Origin of the sequence: Microbacterium sp. NPDC058389, assembly GCF_042722305.1 — a bacterium.
Classification (GTDB): domain Bacteria; phylum Actinomycetota; class Actinomycetes; order Actinomycetales; family Microbacteriaceae; genus Microbacterium.
Window position 1 is genome coordinate 486,469 of sequence record NZ_JBHXJQ010000001.1, and the last position, 26,565, is coordinate 513,033.

At 70.3% G+C, this 26,565-nt stretch carries 21 protein-coding genes; 11 read left to right on the forward strand and 10 right to left on the reverse strand.

Annotation, left to right across the window (positions count from 1 at the left end):
* Window positions 1–57: 57 nt before the first annotated feature.
* A complete protein-coding gene (locus ACFWJ8_RS02470) occupies window positions 58–2,517 on the reverse strand; it encodes a DNA topoisomerase (ATP-hydrolyzing) subunit A (protein WP_378808481.1) in 2,460 nt (819 codons plus the stop codon).
* A 68-nt stretch (window positions 2,518–2,585) separates the two neighbouring features.
* Here ACFWJ8_RS02470 and ACFWJ8_RS02475 point away from each other — a divergent pair, with 68 nt between their 5' ends.
* A complete protein-coding gene (locus ACFWJ8_RS02475; RefSeq protein ID WP_378808483.1) occupies window positions 2,586–3,701 on the forward strand; it encodes an alkaline phosphatase family protein in 1,116 nt (371 codons plus the stop codon).
* Between the two features lies 1 nt (window position 3,702).
* Here the strand turns inward: ACFWJ8_RS02475 and sepH are convergent, their stop codons facing one another.
* Window positions 3,703–4,749, reverse strand: coding sequence for a septation protein SepH (sepH, locus tag ACFWJ8_RS02480; RefSeq protein WP_378808486.1), 1,047 nt, complete (start codon window positions 4,747–4,749; stop codon window positions 3,703–3,705).
* Between the two features lie 206 nt (window positions 4,750–4,955).
* Between sepH and ACFWJ8_RS02485 the strand changes: the two genes are divergently transcribed.
* Window positions 4,956–5,249, forward strand: a complete 294-nt coding sequence (locus ACFWJ8_RS02485) for a DUF4193 domain-containing protein (RefSeq protein ID WP_018170895.1) — start codon at window positions 4,956–4,958, stop codon at window positions 5,247–5,249.
* Here ACFWJ8_RS02485 and ACFWJ8_RS02490 read toward each other — a convergent pair.
* Window positions 5,224–5,742 carry a DUF3093 domain-containing protein gene (locus ACFWJ8_RS02490; RefSeq protein WP_378808489.1) on the reverse strand — a complete coding sequence of 173 codons (519 nt, stop codon included), beginning with the start codon at window positions 5,740–5,742 and terminating at the stop codon, window positions 5,224–5,226. The genes ACFWJ8_RS02485 and ACFWJ8_RS02490 overlap by 26 nt on opposite strands.
* 12 nt (window positions 5,743–5,754) lie before the next feature.
* Here ACFWJ8_RS02490 and dut point away from each other — a divergent pair, with 12 nt between their 5' ends.
* The 5 genes from dut to dxs all read left to right on the forward strand — a co-directional run bounded on the left by dut (window position 5,755) and on the right by dxs (window position 12,632).
* Window positions 5,755–6,207: a dUTP diphosphatase gene (gene dut / locus ACFWJ8_RS02495; protein WP_220301396.1), complete on the forward strand. Its 453-nt coding sequence runs from the start codon at window positions 5,755–5,757 to the stop codon at window positions 6,205–6,207.
* A complete protein-coding gene (locus ACFWJ8_RS02500; protein WP_378808493.1) occupies window positions 6,204–6,803 on the forward strand; it encodes a DUF3710 domain-containing protein in 600 nt (199 codons plus the stop codon). Before dut ends, ACFWJ8_RS02500 begins: the two co-directional genes overlap by 4 nt.
* On the forward strand, window positions 6,800–7,606 hold the full coding sequence (locus tag ACFWJ8_RS02505; RefSeq protein ID WP_378808495.1) for a DUF3159 domain-containing protein: 807 nt from the start codon (window positions 6,800–6,802) through the stop codon (window positions 7,604–7,606). The genes ACFWJ8_RS02500 and ACFWJ8_RS02505 overlap by 4 nt, the downstream gene beginning before the upstream one ends.
* Before the next feature lie 135 nt (window positions 7,607–7,741).
* Complete coding sequence (acnA, locus tag ACFWJ8_RS02510) at window positions 7,742–10,576, forward strand: aconitate hydratase AcnA (RefSeq protein WP_378808498.1); 2,835 nt, start codon at window positions 7,742–7,744, stop codon at window positions 10,574–10,576.
* A gap of 97 nt (window positions 10,577–10,673) precedes the next feature.
* A complete protein-coding gene (gene dxs, locus ACFWJ8_RS02515) occupies window positions 10,674–12,632 on the forward strand; it encodes a 1-deoxy-D-xylulose-5-phosphate synthase (protein ID WP_378808500.1) in 1,959 nt (652 codons plus the stop codon).
* 15 nt (window positions 12,633–12,647) lie between these two features.
* On the opposite strand, the gene ACFWJ8_RS02520 is transcribed toward dxs, so the two are convergent.
* A complete protein-coding gene (locus ACFWJ8_RS02520) occupies window positions 12,648–13,340 on the reverse strand; it encodes a TetR family transcriptional regulator (RefSeq protein WP_378808503.1) in 693 nt (230 codons plus the stop codon).
* A gap of 42 nt (window positions 13,341–13,382) precedes the next feature.
* On the opposite strand from ACFWJ8_RS02520, the gene pepN reads away from it, so the two are divergent.
* Complete coding sequence (pepN, locus tag ACFWJ8_RS02525; RefSeq protein ID WP_378808505.1) at window positions 13,383–15,890, forward strand: aminopeptidase N; 2,508 nt, start codon at window positions 13,383–13,385, stop codon at window positions 15,888–15,890.
* A 63-nt stretch (window positions 15,891–15,953) separates the two neighbouring features.
* Here pepN and ACFWJ8_RS02530 read toward each other — a convergent pair whose 3' ends face one another.
* The 4 genes from ACFWJ8_RS02530 to ACFWJ8_RS02545 form a co-directional block, all read right to left on the reverse strand.
* Window positions 15,954–18,098: a 3-hydroxyacyl-CoA dehydrogenase NAD-binding domain-containing protein gene (locus tag ACFWJ8_RS02530; protein WP_378808507.1), complete on the reverse strand. Its 2,145-nt coding sequence runs from the start codon at window positions 18,096–18,098 to the stop codon at window positions 15,954–15,956.
* Between the two features lie 12 nt (window positions 18,099–18,110).
* Window positions 18,111–19,316, reverse strand: a complete 1,206-nt coding sequence (locus ACFWJ8_RS02535; protein WP_378808509.1) for a thiolase family protein — start codon at window positions 19,314–19,316, stop codon at window positions 18,111–18,113.
* 72 nt (window positions 19,317–19,388) lie between these two features.
* The gene (locus ACFWJ8_RS02540) at window positions 19,389–20,588 is read right to left on the reverse strand and encodes a ribonuclease D (protein WP_378808511.1); all 1,200 of its coding nucleotides are present in this window, start codon (window positions 20,586–20,588) and stop codon (window positions 19,389–19,391) included.
* Window positions 20,581–21,168: a DUF3000 domain-containing protein gene (locus tag ACFWJ8_RS02545; protein ID WP_378808513.1), complete on the reverse strand. Its 588-nt coding sequence runs from the start codon at window positions 21,166–21,168 to the stop codon at window positions 20,581–20,583. The genes ACFWJ8_RS02540 and ACFWJ8_RS02545 overlap by 8 nt, the downstream gene beginning before the upstream one ends.
* Before the next feature lie 124 nt (window positions 21,169–21,292).
* On the opposite strand from ACFWJ8_RS02545, the gene ACFWJ8_RS02550 reads away from it, so the two are divergent.
* Complete coding sequence (locus ACFWJ8_RS02550) at window positions 21,293–22,447, forward strand: alpha/beta hydrolase family protein (protein ID WP_378808515.1); 1,155 nt, start codon at window positions 21,293–21,295, stop codon at window positions 22,445–22,447.
* Between the two features lie 10 nt (window positions 22,448–22,457).
* Here the strand turns inward: ACFWJ8_RS02550 and ACFWJ8_RS02555 are convergent, their stop codons facing one another.
* Together ACFWJ8_RS02555 and ACFWJ8_RS02560 are read right to left on the reverse strand one after the other, a co-directional pair.
* Window positions 22,458–22,895: a SufE family protein gene (locus ACFWJ8_RS02555; RefSeq protein WP_378808516.1), complete on the reverse strand. Its 438-nt coding sequence runs from the start codon at window positions 22,893–22,895 to the stop codon at window positions 22,458–22,460.
* 47 nt (window positions 22,896–22,942) lie between these two features.
* Window positions 22,943–23,848 (reverse strand): sulfurtransferase, encoded by a 906-nt coding sequence (locus tag ACFWJ8_RS02560; RefSeq protein ID WP_378808517.1) that lies wholly within the window; start codon window positions 23,846–23,848, stop codon window positions 22,943–22,945.
* Window positions 23,849–24,040: 192 nt separating this feature from the next.
* On the opposite strand from ACFWJ8_RS02560, the gene zapE reads away from it, so the two are divergent.
* Complete coding sequence (zapE, locus tag ACFWJ8_RS02565) at window positions 24,041–25,069, forward strand: cell division protein ZapE (RefSeq protein ID WP_378808519.1); 1,029 nt, start codon at window positions 24,041–24,043, stop codon at window positions 25,067–25,069.
* Between the two features lie 197 nt (window positions 25,070–25,266).
* Complete coding sequence (locus ACFWJ8_RS02570) at window positions 25,267–26,535, forward strand: ammonium transporter (protein ID WP_378808522.1); 1,269 nt, start codon at window positions 25,267–25,269, stop codon at window positions 26,533–26,535.
* Window positions 26,536–26,565: the final 30 nt, after the last annotated feature.

Genomic DNA, 26,565 nt, shown 5'->3' on the forward strand with positions numbered 1-26,565 from the left:
TTCCACGCCGACACGAGAGAGGCGCACCGGCTCGGCCGGTGCGCCTCTCTCATCAGATCAGCGGATGCCCGTGCCCACGGCGCCGATGACGCCGTCGAGCGGTACGCCCGAGGCATCCCGCTTGGCGCCGGACTCGGGGAGGGTGCGGGTCGCACCGTCCGATCCCACGGCACGCGGGTCCGAACCGACCCAGGCGAGCGTGAGGGCGTCCTCGCCCTTCAGGAGTCGCTGGGCACGCACGCCGCCGGTCGCACGCCCCTTGGCGGGGAACTCGCTGAACAGCGACACCTTGGCGCTTCCCGCGTCCGTGCCTGCGATCGCGCTGCCCGATCCCGCCACCGTCACCACGACGGCGTCGAACGCTGTCGGCCCGACGACGTCGAACGCGATGACCTCCGCGTCGTCGGTCAGCCGGATGCCGGCCATTCCGCCGGCCGAGCGGCCCTGCGGACGCACCGACGACGCGTCGAACCGCAGCAGCTGGGCGTCGGTCGTGACGAAGACGAGCTCCGCGCCGTCCGACGCGGGAGCGGCGCCGACCACCCGGTCGCCGTCCTTCAGCGTGACGATCTCGATGTCGTGCTTGTTGCCGAGCTCGGTCGCCGCGACGCGCTTGACGACGCCCTGGGCCGTGCCGAGGGCGATGGGCGGCGCATCCGTCAACGGCACCAGGGCGACCACGTGCTCACCCGCGCCGAGGCCGAGGTACTGGTCGACGCGGGTCCCGGCTGCGAGCTGCACCGAGTTGCCCGGCACGGACGGCAGGTCGACGGGCGTGAACCGCACCAGTCGGCCGAGGCTCGTGACCGCACCGACGTCGCCGCGGGTCGTGGTGTCGACCGCCGAGCGGACCGCGTCGTGCTTGGAGCGGCGCGCCGGGGCGACGATGCCGCCGCCGGGGGCCGTCGCATCCAGCTCTGCGCGCACCATTCGCCCCGTCGCCGAGAGGTAGACGCGGCAGGGCGAGTCCGCGATCTGCAGGTCGGCCACCGCGGCAGCCGCGCGCGAACGCGGCTGCACGGGTCCGCCGTTGAGCAGGAGCGTGCGCCGGGGCGTGCCGAAGGCCTCGGCGGAGGCATCCAGCTCCTTCGCGACCTGCGCGCGCAGCAGCACATCACTGCCGAGCAGCTCCTCGAGCTGAGCGATCTCGGCCTTGAGGTTGTCGCGTTCGGCCTCGAGCTCGATGCGCGAGAACTTCGTCAGCCGGCGCAGTCGCAGCTCGAGGATGTACTCCGCCTGCGGCTGCGACAGATCGAACACGTCCATGAGGCGCGTGCGCGCCTGCTCGCCGTCGTCGGAGGCGCGGATGACCTGGATGACCTCGTCGATGTCGAGGATCGCTATGAGGAGGCCCTCGACGAGGTGCAGGCGCTCTTTGCGGCGCTCCAGGCGGTAGCGGCTGCGGCGCGTGACCACGCTGATGCGGTGATCGAGGTAGACGCGCAGCAGCTCGCGGAGACCGAGCGTCTGCGGCTGGCCCTCGACGAGGGCCACGTTGTTGATGCTGAACGAGTCCTCCAGCGGCGTCAGCCGGTAGAGGTGGTCGAGCACCGCCTGCGGGTCGAAGCCGGTCTTGATGCCGATGACCAGGCGCAGTCCCTTGTGACGGTCCGTGAGGTCGTTGACGTCCGAGATGCCCTGCAGCTTCTTGGCGTTGACCGCATCCTTGATCTTCTCGATGACGCGTTCCGGGCCGACGAGGTACGGCAGCTCGGTCACGACGAGGCCGGTGCGCCGCGGGCCGAGCGACTCGATCGACACCTTCGCCCGCGTGCGGAAGCTGCCGCGGCCGTTCGTGTATGCGTCCTTGATGCCGTCGAGGCCGACGATGATGCCGCCGCCGGGCAGATCGGGGCCCGGCACGAACTCCATGAGCTCCTCGACGGTGGCCTCGGGGTTCTCGAGAAGATGCGTCGCCGCTCCCACCACCTCGATGAGGTTGTGAGGCGCCATGTTCGTGGCCATGCCGACCGCGATGCCCGTGGTGCCGTTGACGAGCAGGTTCGGGAACGCGGCGGGCAGCACCTCGGGCTGCTGGAACTGGCCGTCGTAGTTCGGGATGAAGTCGACGACGTCCTCGTCGAGGTTCTCGGTCAGCGCGAGCGCGGGCGGTGCCAGGCGCGCCTCGGTGTAGCGGGGCGCGGCGGGGCCGTCGTCGAGCGAGCCGAAGTTGCCGTGGCCGTCGACCAGCGGCACCCGCAGTGAGAACGGCTGCGCGAGACGCACGAGCGCGTCGTAGATGGGGGCGTCTCCGTGCGGGTGCAGCTTTCCCATCACCTCGCCGACGACGCGGGCGCTCTTCACGTGGCCGCGGTCGGGCCGGAGCCCCATGTCGGCCATCTGGAACAGGATGCGGCGCTGCACCGGCTTGAGGCCGTCGCGCGCATCGGGCAGTGCGCGCGAGTAGATGACCGAGTACGCGTACTCGAGGAACGACGTCTGCATCTCCGAAGAGACGTCGACGTCCTCGATGCGTCCGTGGTCGGCGGGAGAGGAGTCGGTGCGGGATGCGGGCATATGACCTGAAAGCCTCGGGTGACGGCGGGAGAGAAGGGGCGCTGTCGCGGTGTGCGAGACTGGCCCCGATGTCACTCAGCCTACCCGTGGACCCGCCCCGCGCCCGGAGCCTCACCCGTGTCGTCCCCGAGATGTCGGCGGCCCTGGACGGCGCTTCGGAGTGGTTCGCGCCGGCGCGCAGTGCCATCGTCTGGGTGCTGGACGGACTGGGCGCGCACAACCTCGCCCAGCGCGCGGGCCACGCCCGGTTCCTCTCCGAGGCGCGGACCAAGAGGGATGCCGCGCGCACCGTCTTCCCGTCGACGACGGCCGCCGCCCTCACGAGCCTGCTGACGGGCACGCTGCCCGGCGAGCACGGCATCGTCGGATACCGCGCCCGCGTGCCCGGCACCGACGATGTCGTCAACCAGCTGCGCGGCTGGGACACCGACGGCCTGCCGCTGTCGTTCCAACGTGCAGCGCCCCTGCCGACGACGCTCGGACGCCCCTTCTTCGCGGTGTCCCGCCGTGAGTACGCCGGCACCGGCTTCACCGCCGCCACCCTCGGCGGCGCGGAGTTCCACGCCGCCGACGACCTCGACGAGCGCGTCCGCACGGCCGCCGACCTCGCTGCGCGCAACACCGGCTCGCTCGTCTACCTGTACGCCCCCGACCTCGATGCCATCGGGCACCGGCGCGGGTGGGAGTCCGACGAGTGGGTCGCGGCGCTCGAGAGAGTGGATGCCGCCGCCCGCACGCTCTCGGGCGCCCTCGACCGCGGCACCGGGGTCGTGGTGACGTCAGACCACGGAATGATCGACGTTCCCCGCCACCGGCACGTGCTGCTGCAGGAGGGCGACGAGCTCGTGGCCGGCGTGCGCCTCATCGGCGGGGAACCGCGCATGCTGCATCTGTACGCCGAGCCTGGTGAGGCCGACGCAGTGCTGGCACGGTGGCGCGAGGCCGAGGCATCCCGGTCCTGGGTGGCGTCACGGGACGAGCTGATCGCTTCGGGATTGCTCGGCGAGGTCGCGCCAGAGGTGCGCGACAGGATCGGCGATGTGATCGTCGCCCCGCGCGCAGGCATCGCCTATTACGACGACCGTGTCGCGGACAAGGCGCCGCAGAAGATGGTCGGACAGCATGGCTCGCTCACCGACGAGGAGCGGACGGTGCCGCTCATCCGGCTGGGGGCATTCGCCTGAGTCAGTCCTCGGTGCGCGCGCCGAAGACGATCTCGTCCCACGAGGGCATCGAGGTGCGACCTTTCCGCCGGCCCGCCTCGGCGGCGACGACGGCGGGGGAGGGCGTCTGGAAGTCCGACGGGGTCGGCTCGTCGTCGGTGGACGATTCGTCGTAGCCCGGCTCGAGCGCGTCGAAGAGGGCGACGGGCGCGGACCCGCGGGGCGCGGCGGCCGCTTCTTCGGCGCCGGGCAGCGGCTCGCGCTGACCCCGGCGACGACGGAGCGCCTCGAGGAGGTCGGCCGTCTCGGCGGACGTCACGACGGCGGGCTCGGTCGCGCGCTTGATCGCCGCTTCCTGCACCGCGGGAGCCGCCGGTGCCGGCAGGTCGGGGGATTCGAGGTCGGCGTCGGGAAGCCTGCGCGGACCGAAGGCGCCGCTGTCGAAGCGCGAGTCGTCCTTCGGATGCACGGCGTCGAGTGCCCGCAGCCGGGGGATCAGCCCATCGGGCAGCGACCCCTGGCGCGAGAGCTGCACGGCGTCGGAATTGAGCGGGCTCAGCGTGCTGCGGCGTGGATCGAAACCCCAGCGGGCGTCGTGATCGACCTCCACGGCGGTGAACTCGAGCTTCACGATCCAGCCCGTGGGCTCCTTCCAGCTGGTCCACCGCTCGCCCGCCGCACCCGCCTCGGCGAGCTTGACGCGCAGCGCCGACCCGAAGGTCGACTGACCGTCGCCGTCGAAGTCGCCGCCCAGCAGGACCGGCACGGCCAGCGCCTGGCCGACGATGTGTTCGCGCTCGGCGAGGACGGGGCCCTCGAACCGCTCGACGTCCTCGACGCGGGCGCCCAGAAGCTCTGCCACCTCGCGTGCCGACAGGCCGGCGCGGATGTGCGACTGGATCTCGCGGGGACTGGGTCGTGGCGTCTGCGCCTCGGGGTCGCGATCGCGCCGCGCCTTGCGGAGTTCGATCCGCAGCACGTCGTCGACATCGAGCGAGAATCTGTCGCCCGACTCGGTCGCCAGGATGAGCTTGTCGTCCTCGGTTCCGATGACCTTGAGCTGTTCCATGCGAACGCCCCTTCCAGCTGTCCCGCCCATGCTGTCACAGGGCATACCGTGGGCCGGGAATATCCCACGCGTGGCGCGAGTTTCACGCGAACGCACGGTGTGATGCCGGAACTCCGCATTTGCGAAAACCAGAGCCGTCGTGCAAACTATCGCCGCCCGTAAGGGCGAGCGCAACCGCGATACCCCGGAAGTTGAGATCTTCACGCATGGCCACCGATTACGACGCCCCCCGCAAGACCGAGGACGACAGCGAGTCGATCGAGGCGCTCAAGGAGCGAGTTCCCGACAAGCTCTCGGGCTCGGTCGACGTGGAGGACGCCGACAACCCGTCGGGCTTCGAGCTGCCGGGAGCCGATCTTTCGGACCTCGAGCTCGACGTCGTCGTTCTCCCCGCACAGGAGGATGAGTTCACCTGTGCCAACTGCTTCCTCGTGAAGCACCGCTCGCAGCTCGACCACGAGAGCGCAGACGGTCCTATCTGCGCAGAGTGCTCCGCTTGACCTGAGCCCGCCGCACTGCGGCAGCAAGCCGATCCGGCGTCCGCGAGGAGATCACCCACGCGGTCGTCGGATCGTCTGCGTCTACGACCGGGATCACGACCACGCCGTCGATCCCGCCGCGGATGAGATGCCACGCCCGGGGATCCAGGCCCGCGCCCCGCTGGTGACGCGCGTCGTCGCCGGTGTGCACCGCAGGCTCTCCGAGGAACTCGACGCCGATGTGCGCGCGGCCCGCGCGCAGCTCGCCGTCCTCGACGCGGACCGTGGGCGCCGCGAAGACCATCAGCGCGATCACGAGCACGCTGACGGCGGCGCCGATCACCAGTGCGACCGTGGTGTCGATCGGAGTGAAGACGAGCGCGGCCATCGGGCCGGCCAGAGCCGCGGCCACCAGGATCCACAGCGACGGCCCCAGTCGCTCTCGGTATCGGTCCGCCGGGGCTCGTCCGGCGGCGGCCTCTTCGGGCCCGGCATTGCGCGCTGTGTTCTGCATTACCCTCGTTGGGTGACTGAAACGGTGGACGTCCCCATTATCGCCTCCGACGTCCCGGTGTACGCGCACCCGGGCGACGCCGGGGCCGACCTCGTCGCCGCCGAGGCGGTGCGCCTCGAACCGGGCGCGCGAGCCCTCGTCGGCACCGGCGTGCGCATCGCACTGCCCGACGGACATGTCGCCTTCGTGGTGCCGCGCAGCGGTCTGGCCGCCAAGCACGGCATCACGGTCGTGAACGCCCCCGGAACCATCGACGCCGGCTACCGCGGCGAGATCAAAGTCATCCTGCTCAACACCGACCGCGAGCACGCGCACGACATCGCAGTCGGCGACCGCATCGCACAGATCATCGTGATGCCGGTGCCCCGCGCCCGCTTCATCCCCGTGGAGGAGCTGCCCGACAGCGTCCGCGGCGAGGGCGGCTTCGGCTCGACCGGCTACCAGAAGGACGGAGTCCTCGCATGACCGACCCCACGCCCGCCGACGGCCCCCGCAAGATCGCCCCCGAGGATCGCGCGACGTCCGGACCGTTCGACGAGTCCGAGGCGAACCCGGTCCGCCCGTACATCGACCTCGGCGGCATCAAGATCCTGCCGCGCGAGGGCCTGAACCTGCGCCTCGAGGTCGAGGAGCAGACGAAGCGCATCGTCGCCGTCGGGCTGGACTACGCGGGTTCCACGCTGCAGGTGCAGCCGTTCGCGGCGCCGCGCTCGGCCGGCCTGTGGGAGGAGACGCGCGAGCAGATCCGTCAGCAGATCCGTCAGCAGGGCGGCCGCGTCGAGGAGCGGGACGGGCCCCTCGGCCCCGAGCTGCTCGCCGAGGTCCCCGTCATCGCCGGTCCTGAGGCCACCGCGGGCAAGCGCCTCGCGCGCTTCGTCGGCATCGACGGGCCGCGGTGGTTCCTGCGCGGCGTGATCGGCGGCGCCGCGACGGCCGACGTAGAGGCGGCTGCGGCCGTCGAGGACCTGTTCCGCTCGATCGTCGTCGTCCGCGGCGGGTCGCCGATGCCGCCCCGCGACCTCATCCCGCTGAAGATGCCGGCGACTCCGGGCACCGCGTGAGCGAGGTCCCGCGTCCCGACGACGCGCCGGGCGAGTCCTCGCCCGAGCGTCCGTCCACGACGCCGCCGGATGCACCGTCGTCGACGTCCGAGATCCTCGGCGCCGCCCTCGGCGGCGCCGCCCGTCGTGCGGGCCTCGATCCCGCCAGCGGCAAGAGCACGGGCCACGTCGTCTGGGCCGCGATGGGCGGCTGGCGCGGCATCCTCGAGTCCGTCCTTCCCGGCGTCGTGTTCCTTGTGGTGTGGACCGCGACCTACGACCCGGACCCGGATGTGCGTTCGGGAAACCTGCTGCTGAGCCTCGGGCTGTCTGTCGGGCTGGCCGCGGTGTTCACCGCGGTGCGGCTCGTTCAGCGGCAGTCCGCGAGCGCCGCGATCGGAGGACTCGTCGCCGCCGCCGCGGCGGCCGCGCTGTCGCTGTGGACGGGCCGAGGTGAGGACAGCTTCATCCCCGGCTTCCTCACCAATACGATCTACGGCACGGCGTTCCTGGTGTCGGCCCTGATCGGGTGGCCGCTCATCGGCCTGGCCGTCGGCTTCCTGATGGGGGAGGGCACCGCGTGGCGCGCCGACAAGCGCAAGCGCCGTGCCTTCTTCTGGCTGTCGATCGCATGGGCCGGGCTGTTCGCCGCCCGCCTCATCGTGCAGCTCCCGCTCTACTTCTCGGGCAACGTGACGGCGCTGGGCACGCTCAAGCTGGTCATGGGCCTGCCGTTGTTCGCCCCCCTCGTGGCCGTCACGTGGCTCGCTGTCCGCGCCCTCTACCCGCGCCGCGAGTCGGACGCGAAGACCGGCGACGAGTGATACATTTATCTTGACATCAAGATAAATTTCCCTCACCGGGATTAGGGCGACCTCACTAGCCGAGGGCCTCGCCGCGGGGGAAGATGGGGATGCCGGGGTTCCGGCCAGCTCCCGCCGCCGACGAAGGAGACAGACGTGTCCACGGTTGACAGCTTCGGTGCCAAGGGCACCCTGACGGTCGGCAGCACCGACTACGAGATCTTCCGCATCGCGACGGTCGAGGGCTACGACAAGCTCCCGTTCAGCCTCAAGGTGCTGCTGGAGAACCTGCTCCGCACCGAGGACGGCGCGAACGTGACGCAGGAGCAGATCCGCGCGCTCGGCTCGTGGAACCCCGCCGCCGAGCCCGACACCGAGATCCAGTTCACGCCGGCCCGCGTCGTGATGCAGGACTTCACCGGCGTGCCCTGCATCGTCGACCTCGCCACGATGCGCGAGGCGGTGACCGCCCTCGGCGGCGATCCCAGCAAGATCAACCCGCTCTCGCCCGCCGAGATGGTCATCGACCACTCCGTCATCGCCGACCTGTTCGGCCGCGAGGACGCTCTCGAGCGCAACGTCGAGATCGAGTACGAGCGCAACGGCGAGCGGTACCAGTTCCTCCGCTGGGGCCAGACGGCGTTCAACGACTTCAAGGTCGTGCCCCCGGGCACCGGCATCGTCCACCAGGTCAACATCGAGCACCTGGCCAAGGTCATCTACGACCGCGAGGTGGGCGGAGTGCTGCGCGCCTACCCCGACACCTGCGTCGGTACCGACTCGCACACCACGATGGTCAACGGCCTCGGCGTGCTCGGCTGGGGCGTCGGCGGCATCGAGGCCGAGGCCGCGATGCTCGGCCAGCCCGTGTCGATGCTCATCCCGCGCGTCGTCGGCTTCAAGCTGACCGGTGAGATCCCCGCCGGGGTCACCGCGACCGACGTCGTGCTCACGATCACCGACATGCTGCGCAAGCACGGCGTGGTCGGCAAGTTCGTCGAGTTCTACGGCGCGGGCGTGGCCTCCGTGCCGCTCGCGAACCGCGCCACGATCGGCAACATGAGCCCCGAGTTCGGCTCGACCGCCGCGATCTTCCCGATCGACGACGTGACGCTGGACTACCTGCGCCTCACGGGTCGCGACGAGGACGCCGTGGCGCTCGTCGAGGCATACGCCAAGGAGCAGTCGCTCTGGCACGACGCCGCCAGCGAGCCCAACTTCAGTGAGTACATGGAGCTCGACCTGTCGACGGTCGTCCCCTCGATCGCCGGCCCGAAGCGTCCCCAGGACCGCATCCTGCTGTCGGAGGCCAAGGCCCAGTTCGAGAAGGACATCGTGGGCTACGCCACGCCGTCCACGACCGACGACATCGTCGACCTCGACAGCAAGCACTCGTTCCCGGCCTCCGACCCCGGCAGCGTCCCCGGCGAGGAGACGCCCACGACGCGCCCCGTGCACATCAACAGCGGCGCTCCCGCGACGGCGTCCAAGCCGATCAAGGTCACCACGCCCGACGGCGAGGCGTACATCCTCGACAACGGCGCGGTCACGCTCGCGGCGATCACGTCGTGCACGAACACGTCGAACCCCTCGGTCATGATCGCGGCCGGCCTGCTGGCGAAGAAGGCCGTCGACAAGGGCCTCAAGCGCAAGCCGTGGGTCAAGACCACGCTCGGCCCGGGCTCGAAGGTCGTCACCGACTACTACGAGAAGTCCGGCCTCGACAAGGCGCTCGAAGGCCTCGACTTCTTCACCGTCGGGTACGGCTGCACGATCTGCATCGGCAACTCGGGTCCGCTCATCGAAGAGGTCTCGGCCGCCATCAACGAGAACGACCTGGCCGTCACGGCCGTCCTCTCGGGCAACCGCAACTTCGAGGGCCGCATCAGCCCCGACGTGAAGATGAACTACCTGGCCTCGCCGCCGCTGGTCGTCGCGTACGCCCTGGCCGGCTCGATGAACTTCGACTTCGAGACCGACCCGCTCGGCAAGGACACCGATGGCAACGACGTGTTCCTGAAGGACATCTGGCCGTCGCCCGAAGAGGTGCAGCAGATCATCGACACGTCGATCTCGCGCGAGCAGTTCATCACGCAGTACGCCACGGTGTTCGAGGGCGACGAGCGGTGGAAGAACCTGCCGACGCCTGAGGGCCCCGTGTTCGAATGGGACGCCGACTCGACGTACGTCCGCAAGGCGCCGTACTTCGACGGCATGTCGATGGAGCTGACCCCGGTCGCCGACATCTCGGGCGCTCGCGTCATGGCCACGCTCGGCGACTCGGTCACGACCGACCACATCTCACCCGCCGGCAACATCAAGGCCGGCACGCCGGCCGCGCAGTACCTCACCGAGCACGGTGTCGCGCAGAAGGACTTCAACTCCTACGGCTCGCGCCGCGGCAACCACGAGGTCATGATCCGCGGCACCTTCGCGAACATCCGACTGAAGAACGAACTCGTATCGGCGGTCAACGACGGCCAGGTCGTCGAGGGCGGCTTCACGCGCGACTTCACGCAGGAGGGCGGCCCGCAGTCGTACATCTACGACGCGAGCATGAACTACCAGCAGCAGGGCACCCCGCTCGTCGTCTTCGGCGGCAAGGAGTACGGCTCCGGCTCGTCCCGCGACTGGGCGGCCAAGGGCACGAGCCTGCTGGGTGTCAAGGCGGTCATCACCGAGAGCTTCGAGCGCATCCACCGCTCGAACCTCATCGGAATGGGTGTCGTTCCGCTGCAGTTCCCGGCCGGCCAGACGTGGAAGTCGCTGGGCCTGGACGGCACCGAGATCGTCTCGATCACGGGCCTGGAGCAGCTCAACGAGGGCGTCACGCCCAAGACCGTGCGCGTCACGGCCGAGCCGAGCGAGTTCTCGCCGGAGGGCAAGCAGACCGTCGAGTTCGACGCGGTGGTCCGCATCGACACGCCGGGTGAGGCCGACTACTACCGCAACGGCGGCATCCTGCAGTACGTGCTGCGTTCGCTCGTCTGACAGCCGATTCACGGGGGACCGGATGCCGCGGCATCCGGTCCTTCGTCATGCCGCAGGTAGACTGACAAGGCCCGTCCGGGCCGGGAAAGGAGCGGGGATGTCGCTGTTGTCGTCCATCACCGGACCCCGTGACCTCGATGCTCTGAACATCGATCAGCTCGAGCAGCTGGCGGGCGAGATCCGCGGCTTCCTCGTCGAGAACGTGTCCCGTACGGGGGGCCACCTGGGCCCTAATCTGGGAGTCGTCGAGCTGACGATCGCGCTGCACCGCGTGTTCGACTCGCCGAACGATCCCATGGTGTTCGACACGGGTCATCAGTCGTACGTGCACAAGCTGCTCACGGGCCGTCAGGACTTCACGGGGCTGCGCACCCGTGGCGGCCTCGCCGGCTATCCGCAGCGGTCCGAGAGCCCGCACGACGTCGTCGAGTCCTCACACGCCTCGAGCTCGCTGAGCTGGGCCGACGGGGTCTCCCGCGCGCTCACCCGCACGGGCCGCAAGGACCGTCACGTCGTGGCGGTCGTCGGCGACGGCGCGCTGACCGGCGGCATGACGTGGGAGGCGCTCAACAACATCTCCGACGACAACGACCGCAACCTCGTCATCGTCGTGAACGACAACGGGCGCTCGTACGCGCCGACCATCGGCGGCATGGCACGCTATCTCAATCGCGTGCGGACTGCCGATTCGTACCGCACGCTGCACCGCGGCTCCGACACGCTCTTCCGCCGATTCGGTCCGGCCGGCCGCGCGGTGTACCGCGGGATCCGCGGCGGCACCCACGGCTTCCTGTCGCGGTTCACGAACAACGCCGCGCTGTACTCGAACCTCGACATCAAGTACCTCGGCCCTGTCGACGGCCACGACCTCACGGCGCTCCTCGAGACGCTCGAGCTCGCGAAGTCGTACGGCGCCCCCGTCATCGTCCACGCCATCACCGAGAAGGGCCGCGGCTATGCGCCGGCGCTCGAGGACGAGGCCGATCAGTTCCACGCCGTCGGCAAGATCGATCCCGTCACGGGGGAGTCGCTGGGCGGAGGCGGCGGCACCGCCTGGACCGACGTGTTCGCCGACGAACTGGTGCACGTGGGGGAGGAGCGCCCCGACGTCATCGCCATGACGGCGGCGATGCTGCGGCCGACCGGTCTGCTGCCGTTCGCGCAGCGGTTCCCCGATCGCGTGTACGACGTCGGCATCGCCGAGCAGCACGCCGTGGCCTCCGCGGCCGGGCTCGCCTTCGGCGGCCTGCATCCCGTCGTCGCGATCTACGCCACGTTCATGAACCGGGCGTTCGACCAGGTTCTCATGGACGTCGCGCTCCACAAGGCGGGCGTGACGTTCGTGCTCGATCGCGCCGGGGTGACCGGTCCCGACGGCCCGAGCCATCACGGCATCTGGGACCTCGCGATGCTGCAGATCGTGCCGCACATCCGCATCGCCGTGCCGCGCGACGAGGTCCGGCTGCGAGAAGAGCTGCGCGAGGCCGTCGCCGTCGACGACGCGCCGACGGTCATCCGCTTCCCGAAGGGCGGCGTCAGCGCCGAGATCCCGACGCTGGAGCGCCTGGCCGACGGGGTCGACGTGCTCGTGCGCTCCGACACTCCTGATGTGCTGCTCGTCGGCATCGGCCCGATGGCCCACATCGCCGTCGACGTCGCGGACCGCCTGCGTGCGCAGGGCATCGGTGCGACGGTCGTCGATCCGCGATGGGTGGTGCCCGTGCAGCCGTCGATCGTCGAGCTGGCGGCATCCCATCGCCTCGTCATCACGATCGAGGACGGGATCCGCGTGGGCGGCATCGGCACGCGCGTGCGGCAGGTGCTGCGCGAGGCGGGCGTGGACACCGCGGTCGACGAGCTCGGCGTCCCCGACGCGTTCATCGATCACGCGTCCCGTGAGCAGATCCTCGAGGACGCCGGGCTCACGGCGACGAAGATCGCGCACGACGTCGTGGCGCAGGTGCTGGGCACCCGCATCCCGGTCGCGCGCGGCGCGCAGACGTCGGAGATCGCCACGCTGCCCGGCCTCGCCCGCAGTCGCGACGAGCACAGCTGACGCGACGGATCGCGCTCAGGCCTTGACAGAGGCAACGAGCTCGAGCAGCTCCTGCAGGGGTTTGCGCAGCAGCGGCATGCGCGCGAACGGCAGCGCCATGCGGAGGAGCCGCAGCCCACGATCCAGGAGCGCACGCGTGCGCTCCTGGCCGGGCGAGCGGTCGTACACCCAGAACAGGGCGAGCAGCAGGTGCCCCAGTACGAGTGCGTCCGGCAGGCTCGCCCGGAAGTCGTCGGGCAGTCCGGTGCCCGCCGCGCCGTCGACCGCCTCACGGAAGAGTCCCTCGATCACGCCGAGCGCGGGCGCCGATTCCTCCGACAGCGGGTTGATCGGCGATCGGGGCGACACCGCTGCCGACAGGAACTCGGGCGCGAACGGGTGGTAGGGCGTCAGCTGGTCGAGCCCGGTGCGGTAGACGATCGACAGCCGGTCGACGAGATCCGTGGATGCCGCCAGCGCCGGCTCCGCGGCAGCCCGGTGCTTCTCCTGCACGTCGAGATACAGCTCCTGCACGAGGTGGTTCTTGGTCGCGAAGTGGTAGTGCGTCGTGCCCACCGAGACGCCCGCCTCTTCGGCGATCAGCCGGATGGTCGTCGCATCGTAGCCGCGTTCACGGAAGGAGCGCAGGGCGATGTCACGCAGCCGGGCGCGTGTGCGCTCGCTCTTGGTGGGGAGGATCGCGGGGGTCGAGGCATCCGAACTGAACATGTTCGGAAGCTAGCACGGACACCGGCGTGAAAGCATGGTGACATGACTTCGGCGAACCTCACCCGCGACGAGACGGCCGCCCGATCGGCCGCGATCCGACTGGACACCGTCGAGGTCGACCTCGACGTGCGCGACGCGCCCGACCTGGGGACGCAGACCTTCCCGACGACCGCCACGTTGACGTTCACGGCCGCGGCGGATGCGACCTGGATCGACTTCCTCGGCGACGCGGTCGACAGCGTCACGGTCAACGGCACGGCACGCGACGTCGAATGGGACGGCTCCCGCATCCGCATCGACGGCCTCGCGGCCCACAACGTGGTGACCGTACGCGGTCGCGGTCGCTACAGCACCTCCGGCGAGGGGCTGCATCGCTTCCGCGACCCGGTCGACGGCGCGGTCTACCTCTACACGCAGTACGAGCCCGCCGACTCGCGGCGCGTCTACCCGGTGTTCGAGCAGCCCGATATGAAGGCGAGGTGGCGGTTCACCGTGACCGCGCCGGCCGGGTGGCAGATCCTCTCCAACGGCGCCGAGACGGCCCGCGAGGACGTCGCCGGCGGCGTACGCGTCCGCTTCGCCGAGACGCTGCCGCTGTCGAGCTACATCACGGCCGTCGCCGCGGGGCCGTACCACCGCGTGGACGGCGAATGGCGCGATGCCGCGCGGACCGTGCCGCTCGGCGTGCTCTGCCGCGCCTCACTCGCGCCGCATCTCGACGCCGACGAGATCCTGGACATCACCCGGCGCGGCCTCCAGTTCTTCGAGCGCGCGTTCGCGTATCCGTACCCGTGGGGCAAGTACGACCAGATCTTCGTGCCCGAGTACAACCTCGGGGCGATGGAGAACCCCGGGCTCGTGACGTTCACCGAGGGCTACGTCTTCCGCGGCGCCTCGACGGCGGCGCAGCACGAGGGACGCGCGAACACGATCCTGCACGAGATGGCGCACATGTGGTTCGGCGACCTCGTGACGATGCGCTGGTGGGACGACCTGTGGCTCAAGGAGTCGTTCGCGGACTTCATGGGTGCCCACGCGGCCGTCGTCGCCGGCGGGTTCCCTGACGCATGGGTGACCTTCGCCAGCCGCCGCAAGGGCTGGGCCTACGTCCAGGACCAGCTGCCGACGACGCATCCGATCGTCGCGGACATCCCGGATCTCGAGGCGGCCAAGCTGAACTTCGACGGGATCACGTACGCCAAGGGTGCTTCGGTGCTCAAGCAGCTCGTCGCGTTCGTGGGGGAGGAGGCCTTCTTCCGCGGTGCGCAGCGGTACTTCGCGGACCATGCCTACGGCAACACGACGCTGCCCGATCTGCTGACCGCGCTCGAGGCCGAGTCCGGACGCGACCTCATGGCCTGGAGCCGCGCATGGCTGCAGACGACCGGCGTATCGGAGATCGCCGTCGAGCGCGACGCCGCAGGTGCCCTCGTGCTGACGCAGACCGACGCACGTCCCCACCGGCTCACCTGCGGACTGTTCACCGCCGCCGACGGGCGCCTCGTCCGGCAGGGCGGCCTCGAGGTCGATGCCGTCGACCCGCGCACGCCACTGGTCGGCGCGACGGATGCCGGGATCGATCTCGTGCTCCCCAACGTCGACGACCGCACTTACGCGAAGGTGCGCCTCGACGCCCGCTCCACCGACGCGGCCGCCGCGCATCTGTCGACGATCGACGACGCGGTGGCGCGAGCCGTGATCTGGGCGTCACTGTGGAACGCCACGCGAGACGGGGACCTGCCGGTCGCCCGCTTCGTGGAGATCGCCTCGCGGCATGCCGCGTCCGAGTCGAACGTCGCGCTGGTCAGTGATGCCCTCGCACACGCCGACGTCGCGATCGGGCGCTACGCAGCCGTCGATGCGCGCGGTCCGCTGGCCGACGCGTGGCTCGAGACGTGCTGGGCGGCGCTCTGGGCAGCCGAACCCGGCTCGGACGCCCAGCTGGCCTGGGCCCGCGCCCTCGGCGCTGCTGCGGCGCGGTCCGCGAACCGGGCGGACGAGATCCGGCGGATCCTCGCGCACACGGCTCCCGCGCCGGACGGCCTCCCGCTCGACCCCGAGCTGCGATGGGCATGGCTCATCGCGCTGACCGCCACCGGAAATGCCTCGGTCGACGAGGCTGATACTGAGCTCGCTGCGGACCCGTCGGCCCAGGGACACGTCGCACATCGGACCGCCCTCGCCGCCCGGCCCGACGGCGCCGTCCGCCACGCAGCCTGGTACGCCGCGTGGGACGACGAGACCCTCACGAACGACCACCTCGCCGCGACGATCGCGGGCGTGCGCGCGGGCGATCGTCGTGACCTCGTCGCGGGCCTCGACGCCGAGTACTTCTCGCGGATCCGCCCCGCGTGGACCGCACGCAGCATCGAGATCGCACGACGGCTGGTGGTCGGGCTGTTCCCGTCCTCGGACTCGCTCGCCGACGTCGACACGTGGCTCGCCTCGAACGAGGATGCGCCCGCGGCGCTCCGTCGGCTCGTGATCGAGCAGCGCGACGGCCTCGCGCGCGAGTTGCGAGTGCGCGCCGCCCAGCCGACCGGGCGCTGAACCACACGCCCCGAAACGCGGACGACCCCGGGCATCACGCCCGGGGTCGTCTCATCGTCGGGGTCAGCCGCCGATGCCCTTGATCACCGGGTGGTGGAAGGTGTCGCCGAACACGCGCTGCGAGGCGCCTTCGCGGTCGAGGTACGGCGAGGCCCCGCCGTCGATGAACGGCCAGCCTGCGCCGAGGATGAGGCACAGGTCGATGTCCTCGACCTCGGGCACGACGCCCTCGTCGAGCATCAGCTTGATCTCCTGCGCCAGGCCGTCCTGCACGCGCGCGAGGATCGTCTCGGCGGACGCCGGCGACGACCCCACGGCGGGCTTCAGGAGCTTCTCGGCAGCCTTGGTCCAGCCGGTCACGCGACCGCCCTTGTCCTTCTCGACGACCTCCGGCAGCTCCGCGAGCGCGTGGAAGTTCTCGTTCGCGTAGAAACGGTCGGGGAACGCGCGCACCATCGTGTCCTGCACGTGGGCGGCGACCTTCCAGCCGACCAGATCGATCAGCTGGAACGGTCCCATCGGCAGGCCGAGCGGCGCGAAGGCCTTCTCGACGTCGGCGACCGGCGTGCCCTCGTAGACCGCACGCGCGGCCTCGCCCATGACCTTGGCGAGGAGGCGGTTCACGACGAACCCGGGCGCGTCGGCGGTCAGCACCGCGTTCTTGCCGAGATTCTTCGCGACGACGAACGCGGTCGACAGTGCGGCATCCGACGTCTGGGGCGTCTTCACGATCTCGATCAGCGGCATGACCGCGACCGGGTTGAAGAAGTGGAAGCCGACCAGCCGCTCCGGGTGAGCCAGCTTCGCGCCGATCTCCTCGACCGACAGCGACGACGTGTTGGTCGCGAGGATCGCGTCCTCGGCGATGATCTGCTCGATCTCGCCGAACACCTGCTGCTTGACGCCGACCTCTTCGAACACGGCTTCGATGACGAAGTCGCAGTCCGCGTAGAGACTCTTGTCGGTCGTGCCCGTGACGAGGGCCCGCAGCTTGTTGGCCGCGTCACCGTCGAGACGGCCCTTCGCCTCCAGCTTGCCGATCTCGTCGTGGATGTAGGCCACGCCCTTGTCGACGCGCGCCTGGTCGAGGTCGGTGATGAGCACCGGCACCTGCAGCTTGCGCACGAACAGCAGCGCGAACTGGCTGGCCATGAGGCCGGCGCCGATGATGCCGACCTTGGTGACCTTCTTCGCGAGCTCCTTGTCGGGGGCGCCGACCGGTCGCTTCGCACGCTTCTGCACCAGATCGAAGGCGTAAATGGATGCCGCGAACTGATCGCCCGTGACGAGCTCGGCGAGAGCCTCGTCCTCGCGTGCGAAGCCCTCGGCCTTCGTGCCGCTCTTGGCCTTGTCGAGCAGGTCCAGCGCGGCGTACGGCGACTTCGGCACGGTGCCGATCTTCGACTCGAGCATGCCGCGCGCCATCTTGATGGCGATCGGCCACTTCGTGAGGCGCTCGATCTTGCCGGGCTCGTTCTTGCGCTCGACCTTGACCTTGCCGCTGAGGACGCCGTCGGCCCAGGCCAGCGAGTCCTCGAGGTAGTTCGCCGCCGGGAAGATCGCGTCGACGATCCCGTAGTCGAACGCCTGCTGGGGCTTCAGCATCCGGTTCTGCTTGAGCGGGTTCGAGATGACCACCTCGAGCGCGTTCTCGATGCCGATGAGGTTCGGCAGCAGGTAGGCGCCGCCCCAGCCGGGGATGATGCCGAGGAAGACCTCGGGCAGCGCGATCGCCGCGGCCGAGGCATCCACCGTCCGGTACGCGCTGTTGAGCGCGATCTCGAGCCCGCCGCCGAGCGCGAGCCCGTTGACGAAGGCGAACGTCGGCACGCCGAGGTCGGCGATCTTGCCGAACACCTTGTGGCCGAGCTGCGCGACGAGGCGCGCGTTGTCCTTCGAGCCGACCTTGGTGATGTCGCTGAGGTCGGCGCCGGCGGCCAGGATGTACTGCTTGCCGGTGATGCCGACGGCCTGGATCTCACCCGCCGCGACGCGCGCCTTGAGGGCGTCGAGCGTCTCGCCGAGCTGGAACATCGTGGCCGGGCCGAGCGTGTTCGGGCGCGTGTGGTCGCGGCCGTTGTCGAGCGTGATGAGTGCGAGCACCTTGCCCGACGCGAGACGGATGTCGCGCACGCGGGAGTGCGTGATCACCTCGCCGTCGGTCAGGGCGAGGATCGGCGAGAAGTCGATGTCGTCGTAGTTCGTCATTCGTGCAGGCCCTTACTTGCGCTTCTTGCCGTCGTAGAACGGGTTCTCCCAGATGACCGAGCCGCCCTGGCCGAGGCCCACGCACATCGCCGTGAGGCCGTAGCGGACGTCGGGGCGCTCGGCGAACTGGGCCGCGAGCTGGATCATCAGGCGCACGCCGGATGCGGCGAGCGGGTGGCCGAGGGCGATCGCGCCGCCCCACTGGTTGACGCGCGGGTCGTCGTCGGCGATGCCGAAGTGGTCGAGCAGCGAGATCACCTGGATGGCGAACGCCTCGTTGAGCTCGAACAGGCCGATGTCGCCGATGGTGAGACCGGCCTTCTTCAGCGCCTTCTCGGTCGAGGGGATCGGGCCGATGCCCATGATCTCGGGCTGCACGCCCGCGAAGGCGAACGAGACGAGCTTCATCTTGGGACGCAGACCCAGCTCCTTGACGGCGCCGCCGCCCGCGAGGAGCGACATCGTGGCGCCGTCGGTGAGCGGGGAGGAGGTGCCCGCCGTCACGCGGCCGTGCGGCCGGAACGGGGTCTTGAGCGCGGCGAGGTCATCCATCGTGGTCTGCGGGCGACGGCCTTCGTCCTCGGTGGCCAGACCCCACGAGCCGTCGGCGTCCTTGGTGGCGACCGACACCAGGTCGGGCTGGATCTTGCCGGCGTCGTACGCCGCCTGCGCCTTGTGCTGGCTCAGCATGCCGAAGCGGTCCGAGCGCTCCTTGGTGAGGTGCGGGAAGCGGTCGAAGATGCGCTCGGCCGTCACGCCCATGTTCAGCGCGCCCGGGTCGACCATGCGCTCGGCGACGAAACGCGGGTTCGGGTCGGCGTTGCCGCCGATGGGGTGGTGTCCCATGTGCTCGACACCGCCGGCGAGGGCGACGTCATACATGCCGACGCCGATCGAGCCCGCCATGGTGGTGACGCTCGTCATCGCGCCCGCGCACATGCGGTCGATCGCGAAGCCCGGGACCGTCTGGGGGAGCCCGGCGAGGATCGCGACGCTGCGCCCGAGCGTGAGCCCCTGGTCGCCGGTCTGCGACGTCGCGGCGATCGCGACGTCGTCGATGCGGTCCTTCGGAACGTTCGGGTTGCGTTCCATGAGCCCGATCGTCGCCTTGACGGCGAGGTCGTCCGCTCGGGTGTTCCAGTACATGCCCTTCTCGCCGGCGCGCCCGAACGGGGTGCGCATTCCATCGACGAAGAAGACGTCCGAGATCTCGGCCACTCTGCCTCCAAAAATAGGGATGCCGCCAGCCTAGGAGGGGGCGCAGAGCGACTGGAATCGAGTGGCGGAAACCTACGAAGCCGCTTCGGACGCCCTCGAGGCCTCTTGCACGGAATCCACAAAGGCATCGGCGATCACCTGTGCGGTCTGCTCAATCTGCCACCGGCGCGCGCCGAGTTCTGCGAGAGCGTCGCCGATGGATGCCGCCGACAGCGGCAGCGGCGGTGCCCACGCGACCCGGCGCAGCAGCTCGGGGGTCAGCAGGTTCTCGGTCGGCATGTGCAGCTCTTCGGCGCGGTGCTCGACGAGCGGTCGCGCCGTCTTCAGGCGCGCGTCAGCCTCGGGATTCCGATCGACCCACGCACGGGGCGGGGGGAGCGAGTCGCCACCGCTGGCGCGCTCGAGGGGGAGCTGGGTGACGGCACGGCCCGCCTCCATCGCCGCCCACCAGCGGTCCAGCTGGCTGCGGCTCGCCCGGCCGGTGAAGTCCTTCACCGCGGCCAACGCGCTTTTGGACTTGGGGTCCGCGAGCACCGCGGCGACGAGCGCACGGTCGGGTACCAGTCGCCCGGGGGCGACGTCCTCCTCACGGGCGTACTCCTCGCGGGCCGTCCACAGCTCCCGCGCGACAGCGAGCGCCTTGCGGCCGCGGACGGTGTGCAGTCCGCTCAGGCGCCGCCAGGGCTCCTCCCGCGGTGGCTTGGGCTCGCGCTCGAGCACGGCCTGGAACTCCTGCGCCGCGTACTCGGTCTTGCCCTGCTCGTCGAGCTCGATCGCCAGCTTGTCGCGCACGTCGACCAGGTGCTCGACGTCGAGCGCGGCGTACTCCAGCCAGGACTGGGGGAGCGGACGCGTCGACCAGTCGGACGCGGAATGGGCCTTGGCGAGCGTGATGCCCAGGGTGTCCTCGACGACGGCGCCGAGGCCCACGCGCTCGTGGCCGAGCAGGCGGGCCGCGAGTTCGGTGTCGAAGATCCGCGGCGGCTCGAGGCCGAGCTCCCGCAGCGACGGCAGATCCTGGCTCGCCGCGTGCAGCACCCATTCCTCGCCCCCGATGGCGTCCTCGAGCGGGCGGAAGTCGGCGATGGGCGGCGGGTCGAAGAGGAAGACGCCTGCGCCGCGGCGGTACACCTGCACGAGATAGGCACGCTGCGAATAGCGGAAACCCGACGCGCGCTCGACGTCCACGGCCACCGGGCCCGTGCCGTCGGCGAGACGACGGGCGGCCTCGGCGGCGGCGCCTGCTTCATCGATGACGTCGTAATCAGCCACGCGGCGACCTGCGCGAATCGAGCATCGCGATCCCTTCCGAGCCGGGCGGAAGACCCGCCAGCATGCAAACCAACTCCGCCCATGCTTCCACGTGCGGAGCGATCGCGCCCTCCGGGGACCATGAAGCCCGCAGCTCGATCTGCGCGCCATCGCCTTCTGCGGCCAGCGACCCGAAGCCCTTGGAGAGCGTCTTCGTCGCGGTGCCCGATGCCGAATGGAAGCCGGCGCGGCGCGACTGCAGCGCGTCGGTGAGCCACGTCCAGGCCACGTCGGCGAGCAGCGGATCGATACCGATCTCGGGCTCCAGCGGAGCCTGCGCGAAGCACACGATCCGCCAGGGCCCGTTCCACGGAGCCGGCTCGTCCGGGTCGTGCAGCAGCACGAGTCGCCCGGTGCCGTACGGCGAGTCCTCGCCGGCATCCGACCGCACGTCGCCGGCGATCGCGACGGCGTCGGGGGCGAGTCCCTGTGGCGCCGCGATCTCGCGCACCGTCAGGTCATCGCGGAACACGATCGCACGCAGCTCGTCCGCCGCCTGCTCGAAGGAGCCCGGTGCCGCGGGGGGACGCTGCTCAGCCACGCGGACAGACTAGAGTGATGCCTCGATGGTCGTCTCCAGGCGCGCCGCGAGAGACGGCGCAACACCCACACACAGCCGGCCGAGGGCCTCTCGCCCCGATCGGGCGCTGCGCCCCTCTGCCTACGTGCTGGGCGTCAAGGCTGCGCTCACGGTGCTGAGCCTCGGGCTCGCCGCAGCGCTGGGCGCCCTCGCCGCAGGGTCCGTGGTCATGGCCCGCCGCGTCGTCACCCCGTCGCGGCGCGAGCCCGACACCCGAATCCTCGCCCTCGACACCGCCGCGCAGACGATCACGCTCTCGCGCACGCCTGACACCGAGCTGCCGGGGCGCTACGGCCTGTTCACGACCGGCACATCCGACTACGTGAAGCTCGGGTCGGTGCTGTCGGAGGACGCGACGAGCGTGAAGCGCAAGCTGCTCACCCACGTCGGCTCCGATGCCCGCCTGGAGCCGGAGGCCGCGTTCAGCGGCTGGTACTTCGACCGGCCCGAGCAGCTGCAGCTGCCGTTCACGCCCGAGCTGATCGGCTCGACCGTCGGACCGTGCCCGGCGTGGCTGTTCCCCGCCGGCGACGGCGAGACGTGGGTCATCCAGGTGCACGGCCGCGGGACCACCCGGGCCGAGTGCCTGCGCGCCGTCCCGGTGTTCCACGGCCTCGGCATCACGTCGCTCGTGGTGTCGTACCGCAACGACGGCGAGGCGCCGCGCAGCCGCACCGGCACATACGCGCTCGGCGACACCGAGTGGCGTGACGTCGATGCCGCCGTCGGGTTCGCCCGGCGCCGCGGCGCACGTCGGATCATCGTCATGGGCTGGTCGATGGGCGGCGCGATCGCGCTGCAGCTGTCGCTCAATTCGGCGCACGGCGATGCGATCGCCGGCCTCATCCTGGAGTCGCCCGTCGTCGACTGGCGGGTCGTCCTGGAGTTCCAGGCGCGGGCGGAGCGCGTCCCCAGCGCGGTCAGCCGATTCGCCATCGGAGCGCTGCAGTCGGAGTGGGCGGCACCGCTCGCGCGGACGGGCGGTGCGATCGACCTCGACCGGCTCGACGTCGTCGCGCGGGCGGCCGAGCTGCGGCATCCGATCCTCATCCTGCACAGCGACGACGACGGCTACGTGCCGTCGGATGCGTCGCACGACCTGGTCGCGGCGCGGCCGGACCTGGTGGAGCTGCAGGTGTTCGAGGTCGCCCGCCACACCAAGCTGTGGAACTACGACCAGGAGCGGTGGTCGGACAGCATCCGCGCCTGGCTCGAGCGCCAGGGCCTCGCGGCCGACTGAGGCGCGATCGTCAGGCCGCGGACTTCGCGCGCACCTGACGCTGTGCACGCAGGAGCATGCCGGTCATGCCCGAGATGCGCAGCGGTGACACGACGCGCGTCAGACCGAGCGTCTGCGGGTAGTCGCCCGGGACGGCCAGCGCCTCGGCGGCCGAGAGTCCGGTGAGGCCCTGCACGAGGATGCTCGCGAATCCGCGGGTCGTCGGAGCCTCGGGTGGCGCGGTGGCGTGCATTGCGACGACGCCGTCGGTATCGACGTCGACGATGATGTACACCGGCGACTGGCACTCCACGACGCGCTCGGCGAGCTCGGGGTGCCCCTCGTACTCGGCGGGCACGGCCGGCAGCTCATACGAGTACTCCAGCAGCAGCTGCAGCCGGTCGGACTCGGAGAGCTCGAGGAACTCGTCGCGGATCTCGGCGAGGCGTTCGGGAAGTACGTCAGTCATCTCGACCATTTTCCCACGTGGAGAAGGCGTGGGGTGGATGCCGCCGATCAGCGCCCGGGGACCTCACCGGGCTCGGCGCCCGTCACGATGGGCACGCGCACCGCGCTGCCCCACTCGGTCCACGAGCCGTCGTAGTTGCGCACGTTCTCGAAGCCGAGCAGGTGGGTGAGTACGAACCACGTGTGGCTCGACCGCTCGCCGATGCGGCAGTACGCGACGATCGCATCGCCGTCCGCCAGGCCGGCCTCGCCGCGATAGATGGCGTCGAGCTCGGCGCGGGGCTTGAACCCGCCGTCCTCCGCGACCACGCGCGCCCACGGCACGCTCTGCGCGGTGGGGATGTGCCCGCCGCGCAGCGCGCCCTCCTCGGGGTAAGCGGGGGCGGAGGTGCGCGAGCCGTCGTACTCCTCCGGCGAGCGCACATCGATGAGCGGTCCGGCGCCCAGGTGCGCGAGCACGTCGTCCTTGTATGCGCGCAGCAGCGAGTCGTCGCGCGTGACGACCGGGTAGTCGGCGGGCGCCGGCTTCGAGGCATCCGTCGTGATCGGCCGTCCCTCGGCGATCCACTTGTCGCGGCCGCCGTCGAGCAGGCGGACGTCCTCGTGGCCGAACAGCGAGAACACCCACAGGGCGTAGGCGGCCCACCAGTTGTTCTTGTCGCCGTAGATGACGACCGTGTCGTCGCGCGAGATGCCCTTACTGCTGAGGAGTCGCGCGAAGCCCTCGCCGTCGACGTAGTCGCGCACGACGGGGTCGTTGAGCTCGGTGTGCCAGTCCACCTTCACCGCCCCGGGGATGTGGCCGGTCTCGTAGAGAAGCACGTCCTCGTCCGACTCGACGACCACGAGCCCCGGCCGTCCGAGCCGTTCCTGAAGCCAGTCGCCGGTCACGAGGCGGCCCGGCTCGGCGTACTCGGCGAACTTCTCGGACGACGTGTCGATCTCGACGGACATGGCTTCTCCTGCGGTTCGGTGCGCCGGGATGGCGGCGCTGGTGCGGACGGCGGCCTCACGGCTGACGATGGGCACAGGGCTGACGGTTAGGGTTGAACCGTCGACTCCGACCCTAGATTCCCACGTGCCCGCGCGGCGCCGCGACGTAAGACTCCGTCACAGGCTCCCGTGAGACCGCGACAGAGGACCCGCATGACCGTCTCCGCCACCCGCACCGGCATCGTCCATCTCACGGAGCGCGCCCCGCAGCTCACCGGCGCCGAGATGGTGGCGGCGCTCGTCCCGCCGCCCCAGTTCGCGAACGCGACGTTCGACACGTACCGCGCCGATCCGGCGTACGCATCGCAGCAGGAGGCGAAGGACCTCCTGATCGCCTTCACCGGCGGCGGCACCCCCGTGAAGGGCGGCCTGTTCCGCCGTCCCAAGCGTCCCGAGATCAAGCCGGGCGTCTACCTCGACGGCGGCTTCGGCGTCGGCAAGACGCATCTCCTGGCCTCCGTCTACCACGCCATGCCTGCGCGCCGGAAGTACTTCGGATCGTTCATCGAGTACACCGCCCTGGTCGGTGCCCTCGGCTACCAGAACACCGTCGAGCTGTTCCGCGGCTCGGACCTCCTGTGCATCGACGAATTCGAGCTCGACGACCCGGGCGACACGATGGTCATGACACGCCTGCTCGGCGAACTGGTCGCCTCCGGCACGCGGCTCGCCGCGACCTCCAACACGCCGCCCAACGCCCTCGGCGAAGGGCGCTTCGCGGCACAGGACTTCCTCCGCGAGATCCATGCCATGGCCGCGAGCTTCCAGACCGTGCGCATCGACGGCACCGACTACCGGCACCGCGCCGTCGACGGCCACGCGACCACACTGTCCACCCCCGAGTACGAGGCGGCCCTCGCGGACGTGGCGACCGCTGGGCTGGTGTCCGACGACGACTTCGACGGCCTCGTCTCCCACCTCGCGCACGTGCACCCGTCGCGGTACATCCGGCTCATCGACGGCCTCGCCGTCGTCGGGCTGCGCGGCGTGCAGCCGTTCACGGACCAGTCCGCCGCGCTGCGCTTCGTCGCGTTCATCGACCGCGTGTACGACGCCCAGCTGCCGATCCGTGCGACCGGCATCTCGCTCGATCTGGTCTTCCCGGAGGAGATGCTCGCCGGCGGGTACCGCAAGAAGTATCTGCGAGCCATCTCGCGTCTCGTGGCATCCACTCTCGCCTGAGTCCGCCGCGCGCGGCCCAGCCGGTTCGAGCCCGATTCACGGGCTGCGCGGAGCGTGCCGAAACACGATGTTTACGCTCAGGACCCTCGTGTAACCGACGGGAAACACGGGATGGTCCGCTGCGGAAACGGCGCCTCGCGACACTGAGGGGACCCGACGCTATCCTGCGTCCCCCCGCAGAGAGGTTCTCCACCGAGATGGATCAAGGCAACACCGCATTCATGCTCATCGCGGCTGCGCTCGTCCTGTTGATGACGCCCGGTCTCGCATTCTTCTACGGCGGCCTGGTGAAGGCCAAGAGCGTCATCAGCATGATGATGCTCAGCTTCGGCGCACTCGGCCTCATCGGCGTGCTGTGGGTCGTCTACGGCTACGCGATCGCGTTCCCGGGCTCTGAGGGGCTCATCCCGCCGTGGTCGATCGACTGGTCCGCCATCGGGCTCACCAGCCTGCTGGAGGTTCCGGAAGGCGCCGCCTACCCGCCGCTTGCTTTCGTCGCGTTCCAGGCGACGTTCGCGATCATCACGGTCGCGCTCGTCTCGGGCGCCATCGCCGACCGCGCCAAGTTCGGCTCGTGGATGATCTTCGCTGCGATCTGGGCGACCATCGTCTACTTCCCGGTCGCGAGCTGGGTGTTCAACTTCGGCCTCGCCGATGACGGCAGCTTCGCGTACGGCGGCTGGATCACGTACGGCATGCAGGAGGTCTTCGGCGTCGGGGCGATCGACTTCGCCGGCGGCACCGCAGTCCACATCAACGCCGGTGCGGCAGCTCTCGCCCTCGCCCTCGTGCTCGGCAAGCGCCTCGGCTTCCAGAAGGGCGTGCACGTCCCGCACAACCCGCCGTTCGTCCTCCTCGGCGCAGGCCTGCTGTGGTTCGGATGGTTCGGCTTCAACGCGGGCTCCGAGCTCGCCGCCGACGGCACGGCTGCAGTCGCGTTCGTGAACACCATCGCCGCCCCGGCCGCTGCGCTGCTGGCATGGCTCGTCGTCGAGAAGATCAAGGACGGCAAGCCCACGTCGGTCGGCGCCGCCTCGGGCGCCGTGGCAGGTCTCGTCGCGATCACCCCCGCGTGCGCCTCGCTGACCCCGATCTGGGCCATCGTCCTCGGCCTCGTCGCCGGTGCCGTCTGCGCCCTGGCCATCGAGCTCAAGTACAAGTGGGGCTTCGACGACTCGCTCGACGTCGTGGGCATCCACCTCGTCGGCGGTCTGCTCGGCACGCTGTACCTCGGCTTCTTCGCCAACACGACGGGCCTCATCTACAGCGGAAACCTGACGCAGCTCCTCGTGCAGGCGATCGCCGCCGTCTCGGTGCTCGTGTACTCGTTCGTGCTCGCCTACGCCATCGGCTGGGCCATCGAGAAGACGATCGGCTTCCGCGTGAAGAACGAGGACGAGGTCGCCGGGATCGACACGGTCGTGCACGGTGAGGAGGGCTACGTGCTCGAGGGCGCCCGCGCCTGACCCGTCCCTGACCCCGAAGGGGGCGTCGCG